General features: G+C 41.8%; 11 protein-coding genes. 2 read left to right on the forward strand and 9 right to left on the reverse strand.

Going from position 1 to position 13,342, the window contains the following annotated elements; translation table 11 throughout:
* Positions 1-74 precede the first annotated feature (74 nt).
* Positions 75-1,163 carry a M42 family metallopeptidase gene (locus J0656_RS09350; protein WP_207033100.1) on the reverse strand — a complete coding sequence of 363 codons (1,089 nt, stop codon included), beginning with the start codon at positions 1,161-1,163 and terminating at the stop codon, positions 75-77.
* Between the two features lie 102 nt (positions 1,164-1,265).
* Here J0656_RS09350 and J0656_RS09355 point away from each other — a divergent pair, with 102 nt between their 5' ends.
* The gene (locus J0656_RS09355) at positions 1,266-1,985 is read left to right on the forward strand and encodes a DUF4294 domain-containing protein (protein ID WP_207033102.1); all 720 of its coding nucleotides are present in this window, start codon (positions 1,266-1,268) and stop codon (positions 1,983-1,985) included.
* On the opposite strand, the gene J0656_RS09360 is transcribed toward J0656_RS09355, so the two are convergent.
* A complete protein-coding gene (locus J0656_RS09360) occupies positions 1,982-2,218 on the reverse strand; it encodes a DUF6095 family protein (RefSeq protein WP_207033104.1) in 237 nt (78 codons plus the stop codon). The two genes, J0656_RS09355 and J0656_RS09360, sit on opposite strands and share 4 nt — an antisense overlap.
* A 57-nt stretch (positions 2,219-2,275) precedes the next feature.
* Here J0656_RS09360 and J0656_RS09365 point away from each other — a divergent pair, with 57 nt between their 5' ends.
* Positions 2,276-3,595 carry a GntP family permease gene (locus J0656_RS09365; protein ID WP_207033106.1) on the forward strand — a complete coding sequence of 440 codons (1,320 nt, stop codon included), beginning with the start codon at positions 2,276-2,278 and terminating at the stop codon, positions 3,593-3,595.
* A 6-nt stretch (positions 3,596-3,601) separates the two neighbouring features.
* Here the strand turns inward: J0656_RS09365 and J0656_RS09370 are convergent, their stop codons facing one another.
* From J0656_RS09370 to J0656_RS09400, 7 genes are all read right to left on the reverse strand, one after another.
* Positions 3,602-4,495, reverse strand: coding sequence for a DUF4249 family protein (locus J0656_RS09370; protein WP_207033108.1), 894 nt, complete (start codon positions 4,493-4,495; stop codon positions 3,602-3,604).
* 4 nt (positions 4,496-4,499) lie between these two features.
* Positions 4,500-6,875: a TonB-dependent receptor gene (locus J0656_RS09375; RefSeq protein ID WP_207033110.1), complete on the reverse strand. Its 2,376-nt coding sequence runs from the start codon at positions 6,873-6,875 to the stop codon at positions 4,500-4,502.
* Positions 6,876-7,021: 146 nt separating this feature from the next.
* Positions 7,022-9,241 (reverse strand): NADP-dependent isocitrate dehydrogenase, encoded by a 2,220-nt coding sequence (locus J0656_RS09380; RefSeq protein WP_207033113.1) that lies wholly within the window; start codon positions 9,239-9,241, stop codon positions 7,022-7,024.
* 621 nt (positions 9,242-9,862) lie between these two features.
* A complete protein-coding gene (gene rplS / locus J0656_RS09385) occupies positions 9,863-10,213 on the reverse strand; it encodes a 50S ribosomal protein L19 (protein WP_014031354.1) in 351 nt (116 codons plus the stop codon).
* A gap of 121 nt (positions 10,214-10,334) precedes the next feature.
* Positions 10,335-11,012, reverse strand: coding sequence for a tRNA (guanosine(37)-N1)-methyltransferase TrmD (gene trmD / locus J0656_RS09390; protein WP_207033115.1), 678 nt, complete (start codon positions 11,010-11,012; stop codon positions 10,335-10,337).
* A 96-nt stretch (positions 11,013-11,108) separates the two neighbouring features.
* Positions 11,109-11,714, reverse strand: a complete 606-nt coding sequence (locus tag J0656_RS09395) for a tRNA (guanine-N1)-methyltransferase (protein WP_176620214.1) — start codon at positions 11,712-11,714, stop codon at positions 11,109-11,111.
* A 107-nt stretch (positions 11,715-11,821) separates the two neighbouring features.
* Complete coding sequence (locus J0656_RS09400; protein WP_207033117.1) at positions 11,822-13,270, reverse strand: glyceraldehyde-3-phosphate dehydrogenase; 1,449 nt, start codon at positions 13,268-13,270, stop codon at positions 11,822-11,824.
* Positions 13,271-13,342: the final 72 nt, after the last annotated feature.

Below are 13,342 nucleotides of genomic sequence, written 5' to 3' on the forward strand. Positions count from 1 at the left end.
AAGATAAAAAAAAGTCGCCCCGAAGAACTTTCGAGGCGACAAATTTTAATATCGGGATGATGAAAAATAATCAGTTAATCAAAATAACTGAACGTTTCCCCTTCTTTGATGTTCAATAAAGTTTCATAAATCAAACGGATAACGTTCTCCACATCGTCCCTGTGAACCGTTTCCACTGTAGTGTGCATATAGCGCAAGGGCAACGATATTAAAGCGGAAGCAACGCCACCATTGCTATAGGCGAAAGCATCCGTATCAGTTCCGGTGTAGCGTGATGATGCATTGCGTTGGAATGGAATCTTTTTGGATTCCGCAGTTTCCAAAATACGCTCACGTAATTTGTTCTGTACCGCTGGCGCATAAGAAATTACAGGTCCATCACCAATCTTTGTCTCGCCCTCCGTCTTTTTGTTGATCATTGGAGTGGTGGTATCGTGGCAAACATCGGTAACAATAGCAACATTTGGTTTTATGGTCTGTGTGATCATTTCGGCACCACGTAATCCAATTTCTTCTTGCACAGAATTGGTAACGTATAACCCAAAGGGAAGTTCCTTTTTGTTCTCCTTGAGCAGGCGAGCAACCTCGGCGATCATGAAACCACCCATTCTGTTGTCCAAGGCACGGCAAACAAATTTGTCCTTGTTCAAAATATGGAATTGGTCAGGGTAGGTGATTACGCAACCCACATGAACGCCCATCTTCTCCACTTCTTCCTTATCCTTGGCGCCAATGTCGATAAAAATGTTGTCCAATTTTGGAGACTCTTCTTTTTCCTTGTTCCTGGTATGGATAGCTGGCCATCCAAATACACCTTTCACAATACCGTTTTTGGTATGGATGTCTACCCATTTTGATGGGGCGATCTGATGATCACTACCGCCATTTCTGATTACATAAAGCAATCCTTCATCGGTAATATAGTTGACATACCAAGAAATTTCATCGGAATGCCCTTCGATAACCACCCTATATTTTGCATCTGGATTGATGACCCCTACGGCCGTGCCATAAGTATCCGTGATAAACTCGTCCACATAAGGTTTTACGTAGTCCATCCAAATTTTTTGACCTTCCCATTCATAACCCGTCGGTGATGGGTTGTTCAGGTATTTTTCTAAAAACTCAAGGGATTTTTCGTTGATGATTTTCTCTTTTGACATGTATCTGATTTAGAACACAAACTTAAGAATATTCACTTTTATTTAATAGCCAAATCACACCTTTATACTTACTTTTGGCAAGACTTTTGACAAAGAAATATGATGCTACGTATCTGTTTTTTAGTTATTTTCTTATCGATTTATGGCTTCGGATGGGCCCAAGAATCGAAAGGGGACTCTATTAAAACACCAATGGATTCGATTGCCAATGATTCCATAGAGGACTACTATATTAGGTTCGAAAGGGATTCCATTTTGATGAGTTCCATTGAGCTGGAAGAGGTGTATATATTTGGTGAATTGGACTTTGCCAGCCGTGAAGACAAGCTGCGTTACTACATCCTTAGAAGAAAAACCCTGAAGGTTTACCCATATGCTAAATTGGCGGCCGAACGACTTGTGGAACTGAACGATAGTCTCAAGCATATCAAAAAACGGAGACACCAACGGCGCTATACCAGAAAGGTGCAAAAGTATATTGAAGGTGAGTTCTCCGAAGAACTTAAAAAGTTGACTCGCACGGAAGGACAGATTTTGGTGAAATTGATTCATCGTCAAACAGGGACCACCGCTTTTGATCTGGTCAAAGACCTTCGGAACGGATGGCGTGCCTTTTGGTACAATACCACCGCGAGTTTGTTCAAGATCAGTTTAAAGGAGGAGTTCCGTCCTGTAGAAGTGCATGAGGATTATTTGATAGAGGATATTTTGCAAAGGGCCTTTGCGGCAAACCGATTGGAAAGGCAAAAGTCGGTATTGGACTATGATTATGCCCAGCTTTCCAATAAATGGAAAAATGGGCCTCCCGGTACAAGGAACTAATCTTTTGACTTTTTCCCAAAAACAGCATCTATTACGATGCCTACCGAACGAAACCCCAGATAGATTGCGGTTCCTGCACACAATATTCCTAAAATGAGAACGGGCCAATAGAAGGGGTGCCCTTCATTTTTAAATGCTTCATAGATCAAAAAAGGTCCCATGAACATGGCCAGTACTGTAAAGCCAAATGATTTTAATCCTTTTACCAGAAGTTCCTTGTTCGTTCTTCTCATGGGACCAAAGTAGGAATATTAGCTTATATTTAAAGGATATTGCACTAAAAATCAACTATGGAATTACTAGTTCTTGGGGTGGTCGTCCTGTTCATTGTCATTGCCACCGTAAAGTTTAAAATGCATCCCATCTTTTCGCTGACCATAGCAGCAATAGCTTCTGGTTTTTTCTTGGGCATGGCGCCAAAAAGCATAATGTCCACCATGGTGGAGGGTTTTGGAAATACGCTTTCTGGAATCGGATTGGTTATCGCGTTTGGAACGGTCATTGGCATTTACCTTGAAAAAACGGGAAGCACACAAGTATTGGCCAATAGCATCTTGGGGATAATCGGCCTAAAGCGTTCGCCTTTGGCAATGAACTTGGCGGGTTTTGTCATTTCCATTCCAGTGTATTGCGATTCGGGCTACATCATACTTTCCTCATTAAATAAAGCCATCAGTAAAAAAACGGGTATTCCCGTGCTTGTTTTTGCCATTGCTTTGGCCACAGGGTTATATTCCGCTCACGTGTTTGTGCCACCGACACCCGGACCTTTGGCCGCTGCCGCCATTTTGGATGCGGATTTGGGAATGGTGCTGATATTCGGGCTTTTGGTCGCAATACCAGTATCCATTGCAGGCTATTTTTGGGCGAGGTTCATCGGAAAATCATTGCAGGAAGATGAGATTTTGGAAACCGCGGAAACCAAAGAGAAAGTTCCATCTACTGTACAACCTTTTCAAGCCTTTTTGCCCTTATTGGTACCGATAATTTTGATAGCATTGAAGTCCGTTGCAGATTACCCGACCCATCCGTTGGGCGATGGTTGGGCCTTCTCTGTTTTAGGTTTTTTGGGCAGTCCGGTAATCGCATTGTTGATCGGGGTTTTCTTTGCTTTTGCGTTGGGTAGAAAAGTTCCTTCGGAAGAGAAAAAGGAGTGGGTGCCCGAAGCGTTCAAGCAGGCGGGAGCTATTGTACTGATAACAGGAGCAGGAGGGGCATTTGGTGCTATTCTGAGAACTATGGATATTGCATCTATCATTAATTTGGAGTCCAGCACAGGAGTTGGTGGTCTTTTGATAGCTTTTGCGATTTCAACAGTGCTCAAAACGGCCCAGGGGTCATCAACCGTAGCGATAATTACCACATCTGCCATCATTGCACCACTGTTGGAAACCTTTGGTTTGGTTTCCATTACTGATAAGGCCTTGGCTGTTCTTGCAATAGGGGCAGGGGCCATGACGGTGTCACATATCAACGATAGTTATTTTTGGGTAGTTTCACAGTTTTCCCATATGAAGGTTAAAACAGCGTTGCGTGGACATACGTTGGGAACCTTGGTCCAGGGTGTTGTTGGTATTTTGATGATTTTGATGATCTATGCTTTTGTCTAGAAGACGCTATTCAATAATAAGGCTCCGTTTATATTCTTGCACTACGGCAAAGTAACCTAGGGCAAAATCATTGGGATTCTCCACATCATCGATTACGGTAACGTTCTCCGCCCCTGTAATATCAAAAACATTGCCTCGAACCGTTGCGACGGGTGTTTGAAAAGGTCCTCCACCATTTCCCGTTTGCTCCAGCACCAGGTCCATATAATTGTAAAAACCTTGTGTTGCCCCTAAAATACTGACCGTTACGTGGTCACCAGGTTCGGTCTTGTCATCATAGAAAAAGGAAAACTGGAATTGTTGTCCTTGAAAAAATTCGTCCTCAACCGTTTGAAATTCGCCGAACATAAAATCGAACACATAAAAATTATCAGCTTCGCCATCGTCCGTAAAGGTTACGATGATTTCAGTTTGATCTTCATCAAAAAAGACTTCGTCTCCTTGCTCCAGATTATCCAAAGGTACGGTCGGCACATATTCTGTTTGGGCAAAGTAGTACTTATCCTGATAATTGATTTCTAATATAAAAACGGTCCCCAGTTCAGCGGCCGAAGAGGGTATTCGTTGGTCCGTAGGCAAATTCGGGTCTGGGATATAAATTCCGGAGCCAGATGTTTCTTCCACCAAGGATGATGTGGATAGATTGTCAAAGTTGCCTTCACTGTCCAACTGGCCATACGATATCATAACGCTCTCAGCCTGCACGGATTGATTTTCTTCGAAAAAAATACTGCTGGCCTTAAGGCCTATGCGCACATTTATGAACTCCTGTTCCTTATCCACACGCAAAAGTCCATCTACCACTAATTTAGATTCCGTTTCCGACAAATCTACATCAACAACATCTTCACAGGAACCGAATATTAGCGCAATAAATAGATATGCCAATAACTTTTTCATGTCGTTAAAATTTAAAATTATAGGTTACGGAAGGGATGATTCCGAAAATAGATGTCCGAATGGCTTCGTTCCTGCCCGTGTCCTCATTTTCCCTAAAGTTTATGGATGCTGCATTTTTACGGCTGTACGCATTGTAAATACTGAAAACCCACTCGGATTGAATTTTCTTCCGCTTATTTCGTTTTGGGGTCAGAATGGCAGAAATATCCAATCTATGGTAATCAGGTAAACGTTCTTTGTTTCGTAGCCCGTAGTATGGAACGGTCATATCCTCAAATTCAAATTGACCGATCGGATAATTGGTAGGCTGTCCCGTCTGATAGATAAAATTAGCATTGAAACTCCATTTTTCATTGAGCTCAAAACTGCCATAAACAGAAAGATCGTGGGTCTTATCGTACGGGGTGTTGTACCATTGCCCCATATTGATGCCAGTTTCTAAAGTGGTTCTTCCGGGAGTCCTTTGCTCAGATTTCGATAGGGTGTAGGCCAACCAACCTGTAAATCGCCCTTCATTTTTTCGAAACAAAAGCTCTAAACCGTAGGCCCTTGCTTCTCCGCTCAATATAACTTGCTCTATGGCATCATTGGCAATAAGGTTGGCACCGTCAATATAATCTATTCTATTTTGGATGGTCTTATAGAATGTTTCTGCCTCTAAACTGTATGCCCCTTCTTGAATATTCCTGAAATAACCAAAGGCATATTGGTCCAAAAGTTGTGGCTCCACAAAAGGGCCGCTGGGTGTCCACACATCTAAAGGGGTGGGGGAGTTTGTATTGGAAATCAGGTGTAAGTATTGTGCCAATCGGGTGTAACTCGCCTTTATGGAGTTATTTTCCTTAAACGTATAGGACATGGAAATCCTTGGCTCCAGATTAAAAAATGATTTCATGGTTTCGCTACGGCCAGGACTAATGGTGTCTATGGGGTTCGCTTCTCCATAAGTTTGGGTAAAAGGGTCAAAATCCACGGGATTGTCATCGGCATAAACAAAGAACTCGCCCTGACCAAATCTGCTGAACTGACTTGCCCTTAATCCATATTCTATGCTTAGGTTTTCCGTGATTTCATGTTCTATATCAATATAGGCGGCATTTTCGTTGGCGTATTTTTTGGTGAGTTGATCTTCAACGATACCGGAATCGGGGCTGTTGGGCACTATTTTCCCTGGATTGAATACATAATAGATGCTGTTGATTCCGTAATTCAACTGGAGTTTGTTGTTCAAGTAGTGTTTTAGATCGTATTTAAGGTTAAAGTTTTGAATGCCAGAGTTCCACTCAAAACCCACAAAATCAAGCTCTAGGCCATAATAGTAATCGGAATAAATAAGGGAGAGGTTGGAGAAAAGCTTATCGGAAAACAAGTGGTTCCATCTCAAATTGCCCACCGCATTTCCATATTCGTTCACAAAACGGTCGCTTACGTTGAAAAGATCTCGACCAAAGTATCCGGATAGGAAAACACTATTGTTTTCGTTGATTCTATGCGTAATCTTGGTGTTAAGGTCATAGAAATAGGCCTTGTTGTCTATATCGAACAAAGGAAGAAATAGGTGTGCATAGGACGCTCTTCCGCCGGCTAGAAAAGAAGTTTTATCCTTTTGAATGGGACCCTCTATCAATAATCTGCTCGCGACTGCACCAATACCTCCGTTTACTTTAAATTCTTTGCTGTTCCCTTCTTTTTGAAAGATATCGAGCACGGAGGAGACCCTTCCACCGTATCTTGCCGGGATTCCGCCCTTAAAGAGTTTTACATCCTTTATCGCGTCAGGATTGAATACGGAAAAGAAGCCAAAAAGGTGTGAGGAATTGAACACGGTGGCCTCATCCAGTAGGATAAGGTTTTGGTCCGCTGCGCCACCACGAACATTAAATCCAGAAGATGCCTCTCCTGCACTAGTAACACCAGGTAAAAGTAACAGCGATTTTATAACATCGGATTCACCCAGCACAACGGGAATCTCCTTTATGGTGTTAGATGTCAACGAGGTAACGCTCATTTGGGGTTTACGGATATCCAGTTTTTCCACATTGTCCGTTACCACGACCTCTTGAAGTTCTTCCGTTTTTTCGGTCAGATTGAAATCTAGCTTCACATTTTTGTTCAGAGTAATGGTCTGTACAATTTCCTGAAAACCCAGATAGCTCACTATGATTTGATATTCTCCCTCTGGAAGCGTTATGGAATAAAAACCGTATTCGTTGGTAGTTGTCCCGGTTTTTAACTCCGAAACGGCCACCGTAACACCTATCAAAGATTCGTTACTGGATGCTTCGAAGATTGTGCCGCTAAGGGTGTACCTCTCTTGGGCCTGAATTACAAAAAAATGCCCAAACAGGGCTAGCAAAAATGCAAGATAATGTCTGGGCATTCGATTGATTTTTTTAAAAGTAAACATTTATCGGGCAGCGAAAAAACGAATGTAGCTACCTAAGATTATTTTAACATTATTATAGGATAAAACAAAAGGCAGCCAATTCAGGGCCGCCTTTTACTCTACATTTATGTTTATTTTGATTATCCAATGGAATCCAAAATACTGTTCAAGGTTGAACTGGGTCGCATAGCCTTTGAAGCCATTTCTGGGTCTGGTAGATAATATCCTCCGATATCAACTGGCGAACCTTGCGCATCTATCAATTCTTGGGTAATTTTCGCTTCGTTAGCGGACATCGCCTCATAAACTTTGCCGAATATGGTTTTTAGTTCTCCATCCTTGTCTTGTTTGGCCAATTGCTCTGCCCAGTACAGTGCAAGGTAGAAGTGGCTTCCACGGGTATCTATTTCGTTTACCTTTCTGGATGGTGACCTGTCCTGGTTCAAGAATTCTTCGGTTGCCTTGTCCAAAGCATCGGCAAGCACCTGTGCCTTTTGGTTATTGTTCTTTTCTCCAAAGAATTCCAACGAAACGGCCAATGCCAAGAATTCACCTAACGAATCCCATCTCAAGTGACCTTCTTCCAAGAATTGCTCCACGTGTTTTGGGGCTGAACCACCGGCACCTGTTTCAAATAATCCACCACCGTTCATCAAAGGAACAATGGACAACATTTTTGCGCTGGTTCCAACTTCCAAAATAGGAAAGAGGTCGGTCAAGTAATCCCGCAATACGTTACCGGACACGGAGATGGTATCTTTTCCTTCTTTCATGCGCTTCAAGGTGAACTTGGTAGCTTCGATAGGGGAAAGAATCCTAATATCCAATCCAGATGTATCGTGGTCTTTTAGATAAAGATTTACTTTTTTGATCAATTCGGCATCGTGGGCCCTGTTTTCATCCAACCAAAAAACGGCCGGTGTCCCGGTGGCCTTTGCTCTGGAAACGGCCAATTTGACCCAGTCCTGAACAGGTGCATCCTTAACTTGGCACATTCTCCAAATGTCGCCTTCTTCCACGGCATGCTCTATCAATGTTTCGCCAGCAGCATTTACCACTTTTACCGTTCCGGCTTTTTCTATTTCGAAGGTTTTGTCGTGGGAACCATATTCCTCCGCTTTCTGGGCCATCAAACCAACATTGGGAACTGTTCCCATCGTTGTTGGGTCGAAAGCGCCGTGTTCTTTACAAAAATCGATGGTAGCTTGGTATACTCCTGAGTAGCTGCTGTCGGGAATGATAGCTTTTGTGTCTTGAAGCTCTCCGTTCTTGTCCCACATTTTACCGGAGTTCCTGATCATGGCGGGCATGGATGCATCAATGATCACATCACTCGGTACATGAAGGTTTGTAATGCCTTTATCGGAATTCACCATGGCCAAATCTGGTCCATTTTCAATGCTAGCCTTAATGGCCGCCTCGATTTCTTTGTGCTGGTCTTCGGGCAGTTTTCCAATTTTATCGAACAGGGTTTCCAAGCCATCGTTAGGATTGATTCCCAATTTTTCGAAGGTGTCACTATAATTTTTGAACAGTTCGGAAAAGTAGACTTCCAAAGCATGTCCAAAAATGATGGGGTCGGAAACCTTCATCATGGTGGCTTTAAAGTGCAGGGAAAGCAAGATGCCCTTTTCCCTTGCATCTGCAATTTCTTTGGTCAAAAACTCTACCAATGCTCTTTTGCTCATTACTGTAGCATCTATAACCTCACCTTTTAGAAGGGCCAGCTTGTCTTTTAGCACGGTTGTGCTACCGTCTGCACCTACCAATTCGATACGGACCTCATCCGCATTGGATAGGGTCAACGATTTTTCGTTGGATTTAAAGTCGCCATGGGACATGGTGGCCACATGGGTCTTGGAATCCGACGACCATTCACCCATGGTGTGCGGATGTGCCTTTGCATAATTTTTTACAGCTTTTGGAGCGCGTCTGTCCGAGTTGCCTTCACGGAGTACTGGATTTACGGCGCTACCTTTTATCTTATCATATTTCGCCTTGATGGCTTTTTCCTCGTCGGTTTTAGGCTCGTCGGGGTAATTGGGAAGGTTATACCCTTTTTTTTGTAATTCCTCAATGGCTTCTTTCAACTGTGGTATGGAAGCACTGATATTCGGAAGTTTTATAATGTTGGCCTCTGGGGTCTTGGCAAGTTCGCCCAAAATGGACAAATCGTCTGGTATTTGCTGTTCCTTGGTCAACAATTCTGGAAACACGGCAGCAATTCTACCGGCCAAAGAAATGTCCTTGGTCTCTACGGTAATGTTGGCGGTTTCGGTAAATGATTTTACAATGGGTAAGAAGGATAATGTTGCTAAGGCGGGTGCCTCGTCTGTTTTGGTATAATAAAGTTTAGCCATTTATATGTATTTGTTTGAGCGGTTGCAAATATACGATATATGGACAGTGAAGTACGAACGGAAGTGACTAAAAGTGTGGTTTTTTGGTGATAATTTGTTAAAAAACAAAAGCCATTTCCTTGTTTTTACCAAGGAGATGGCTTTCAGAATGGACTCAAGATTTGTTTGGTGGTACCAAAACTGTAACCGATTTGATTACATCTTTTGCCCTTTCGACGTTTGCTCTGCTCTGTTCTTAATTTTTCAACTAATCTACATTTAGCAAAGTATACTGTTACATTCCTAAATTTTATCAAAATGGAAAATTGCTCTTCCATTCGCACATAAAATCTATTATTTTTCATTGGGTTTTGCCAAAGCACCTCCCAAATCAAAATTCCTTTTGTGATCAGTAGTGTTACCAATTAAAAGGGAATCCACAGTTTTAAAGAACGTCAACTTTAAATCGATATGTATGTGATGGTATCACTATCATATCTTAGTCTAAAGTAGAACAGAAAACCAGATTTTGCAAGTTTATAAAGGATTAAAAATCAACACAATATAAACCGAAGTTATTAACAATTGTTCATAAAAAAAGCACCCGTTTTGGGTGCTTTTTCAGTTTGTTCAGGATTTGGGTCATCCTTTAACTTCTTTAATACGGGCCTTTTTACCGGTAAGACCTCTAAAGTAGAAGATTCTGGATCTACGTACTTTACCTTTTTTGTTTACTTCAACTCTTTGCAAAGCTGGCATGTTTACTGGGAAAATTCTTTCCACACCTACAGTACCGGACATTTTGCGAATGGTAAAAGTTTCTGTTGCACCGCTTCCTCTACGTTGTATCACTACACCTTTAAAGAACTGGGTACGAGTTTTTTCACCTTCCTTGATTTCGTAATACACAGTGATGGTGTCACCAGCTGAGAATTTTGGAAATTCTTTTTTTGGAACAAATTCGTCTTCAACAAATTTTATTAAGGATTCCATTTGTATGTTTTTTAATGTTTTTTGCAAGACCAACTTACACGGATTTCGTCAGAGGTTGATTTTGAGATTGCAAAAGTAATCTATTATTTAGAAATTACAAGCTGTTTTTTACCTTTTTGATTTATTTTTCCAAAAGGTCGGGTCTTCTTTCTTGAGTACGTTCCAAGGCTTGTTGCTCCCGCCATTTCTCAATTTTTGGAAAGTTGCCGCTCAACAGGATTTTTGGAACTTCCATTCCTTTATATTCCGCAGGTCGAGTATACACGGGCGGTGCCAATAGATTGTCCTGAAACGTATCGGTCAGGGCAGAGGTTTCATCGTTCAATACTCCTGGGAGCAATCGAATTACCGCATCGCACAAAATAGCAGCGGCGAGTTCACCACCAGAAAGCACATAGTCGCCAATGGAAATTTCACGGGTCACGAACATATCCCTTACCCGTTGGTCGACACCTTTATAATGTCCGCAAAGCACAATAATGTTCTTTTTCATGGAAATTTCATTGGCCATTCCCTGATTTAAGGTATTGCCATCGGGTGTCATATAAATGACTTCGTCATACTTCCTTTCCGCTTTTAATTGGGAAATGCATTTATCGATGGGTTCTATCATCATCACCATTCCGGCTCCACCACCAAATTGGTAGTCGTCCACCTGCTTATAATTTCCGGTGGTGTAATCCCTCAAATTATGAAGGTGCACCTCTACCAAACCCTTTTCTATGGCCCGTTTTAGTATTGATGCTTCGAAAGGGCTTTTTAGAAGTTCGGGAAGTACGGTGATAATGTCTATCCGCATGGACATTGGTGTTGTGTGTTGTTTGCCGCAAAAATAGTGAATGCTGGCAATAACTGCTATATAAAAGAAAGGCTTCCCGAATGGAAGCCTTAATTCTTATTTTTTCTGCTTGTTCAGTTCGTCCTGTAACTGTCTACTTATTTTCTGCTCGCGTTCAAGAGCTCTTCTCCTATGATTTTGATACTCCTCCTCCAACTCGGCAAGTGCAGACTTGGCCTGCTGTGTCAAAAAGTTGCTATTTCTAAATCGATATATAAAGAACAAAAGGAGCAACAACAGTCCAAAAATAATGGACCACAATATAAAGTTGTAGGTTCCTTTGCTGATAAGTATACCGAAGAAAGAAATACTGTCTTTTTCCTCGGTAACACTGTTCAATTTATTGGTCGTTTCTTGCAGTTTGCCATTTAAGCTTTCTATTTCGGCATCATTGGCCGTGATAGTCGCAGATAAGTCCTTGATGGTCTTATTCGCTGTATCGATGGAATCAAAAACGTTATCTTTCGTTTTGTATAGGTCGGTTATCTTGACCACCTCATATTGGATACCATTGGCCCGATAATTGCCCGACTTACGTTCCAATTCTTCAAACTGCCCCCTAAGGGTGTTATCAGTTTCTTCGGTTGATTCATCTTCCTGTGCATGGACGGATAGGGCAGGAATTAGTAAGGCTAAGGCAAATAAAATGCGTAAATGCTTCATGTTCAATAATGTTCTCGTATTAAATTTAGATTAAGGGTGAGGCGAAATTACATCAATATACCTAATTTAAAAAAAGAAAATCAGTTCAAAGAACAATTCGTGCCCCGTTAATAATACGTATAACGCCTAACTTTTGCGATATATTTTGCCAATCGTACAACTTGATGCGAATAACCATACTCGTTATCGTACCAAATATACAATACCACATTTTTTCCGCCGGGAGCAACAATTGTGGCCTTGCTGTCATAAATTGATGGCGCCGTGGTGCCCACAATGTCCGAAGATACCAATTCGTTGCTCAGCGCATACTTTATCTGCTCCACCAAATCACCTTCCAACGCATATTTTTTTATGATGGTGTCTATGCCTTCTTTTGAGGTTTTGTTTTTGACTTCTAAGTTTAAAATGGCAAGTGATCCATTGGGTACGGGAACCCGTATGGCATTAGAAGTCAATTTTCCCTTTAGGGATGGTAGTGCTTTTGCGACCGCAGAACCCGCGCCCGTTTCCGTAATTACCATATTAAGCGCTGCTGCACGGCCGCGACGGTATTTATTGTGCATATTATCCACCAAATTTTGGTCATTGGTGTAGGCGTGTATGGTTTCCAAATGCCCTTTTTTTATGCCCAAAGAATCCTCGATTACCTTTAGGATAGGGGTAATGGCGTTCGTAGTACAAGAGGCGGCAGAGTATATTTTTGTCTTGTCCGGGTCAAAATCTTTGTGGTTTACCCCGTGTACAATATTGGGAACCTCTTTTCCAGGGGCGGTCAACAATACCTTACTGGCACCTTTGGATTTTAGATGTCTAGTCAATTCTTTGTTATCTCTAAAGGCTCCTGTATTATCTATAATCAAAGCATCTGCAATGCCATATTTAGTATAATCGATATCTTCTGGTTGATTGGCATTGATGATTTTTACCGTGGTGCCATTGATAATGAGCGCTTGTTTTTCCACATCCACATCCACAGTTCCGGTAAAAGGTCCGTGAACCGAATCGGTTTTAAGAAGCGCTGCTCTTTTTTCCAAGACTTCCCTGTTCATTTCACCCCGGATTACAATAGCGCGTAGTCTTAACTGACTGCCCCTGCCTGTTTTGGCCATAAGCTCACGTGCTACCAAACGGCCAATACGTCCAAATCCATAGAGTACCACATCTTTTGGTTTAATGGCTTTGGTGGTTTGGGCGCCCTTCAGTTTGTCAATAACAAAAGCCTTTACATTTAAATGGGCGTTTTGGCTGGAATTGTACTCGTAGGTCAGCTTACCGATATCGAGTTTGGCAGGAGGAAGGTTAAGGTCGTTGATGGCCCATAGAATCTCCACGGAATCAAAAATAGACATAGGCTTTTGAACAAATTCACCCGCATATTCGTGTAGGTTGATGATGTCGCTTACATTCTTGTCAATAATTTGATTTTTGAAGAGAACCACCTCTATGGCCTTATCGTACCAAAGGTCGCTTATGATTTTTATGAATTCGGTAGTGGCTTTACGTCTATCTGCCTGAAAGGCAAGCTCTTTTTCGTAAGATAAATTATCATTCATGGATGATGGTTGCGGTTGTGATGATTAATTTCTTGGCTAAATTATATATTTCAAACGTTTTCGTAAAACATA

Origin of the sequence: Flagellimonas aurea, assembly GCF_017313785.1 — a bacterium.
Classification (GTDB): Bacteria; Bacteroidota; Bacteroidia; order Flavobacteriales; family Flavobacteriaceae; genus Flagellimonas; species Flagellimonas aurea.

Bases quoted from the DNA above. Each gene is read 5' to 3' on its own strand.
- J0656_RS09350 (WP_207033100.1), bottom strand. From the start codon at position 1,163: ATGTCAAAAGAGAAAATCATCAACGAAAAATCCCTTGAGTTTTTAGAA.
- J0656_RS09355 (WP_207033102.1), top strand. From the start codon at position 1,266: ATGCTACGTATCTGTTTTTTAGTTATTTTCTTATCGATTTATGGCTTC.
- J0656_RS09360 (WP_207033104.1), bottom strand. From the start codon at position 2,218: ATGAGAAGAACGAACAAGGAACTTCTGGTAAAAGGATTAAAATCATTT.
- J0656_RS09365 (WP_207033106.1), top strand. From the start codon at position 2,276: ATGGAATTACTAGTTCTTGGGGTGGTCGTCCTGTTCATTGTCATTGCC.
- J0656_RS09370 (WP_207033108.1), bottom strand. From the start codon at position 4,495: ATGAAAAAGTTATTGGCATATCTATTTATTGCGCTAATATTCGGTTCC.
- J0656_RS09375 (WP_207033110.1), bottom strand. From the start codon at position 6,875: ATGCCCAGACATTATCTTGCATTTTTGCTAGCCCTGTTTGGGCATTTT.
- J0656_RS09380 (WP_207033113.1), bottom strand. From the start codon at position 9,241: ATGGCTAAACTTTATTATACCAAAACAGACGAGGCACCCGCCTTAGCA.
- rplS (WP_014031354.1), bottom strand. From the start codon at position 10,213: ATGGAATCCTTAATAAAATTTGTTGAAGACGAATTTGTTCCAAAAAAA.
- trmD (WP_207033115.1), bottom strand. From the start codon at position 11,012: ATGCGGATAGACATTATCACCGTACTTCCCGAACTTCTAAAAAGCCCT.
- J0656_RS09395 (WP_176620214.1), bottom strand. From the start codon at position 11,714: ATGAAGCATTTACGCATTTTATTTGCCTTAGCCTTACTAATTCCTGCC.
- J0656_RS09400 (WP_207033117.1), bottom strand. From the start codon at position 13,270: ATGAATGATAATTTATCTTACGAAAAAGAGCTTGCCTTTCAGGCAGAT.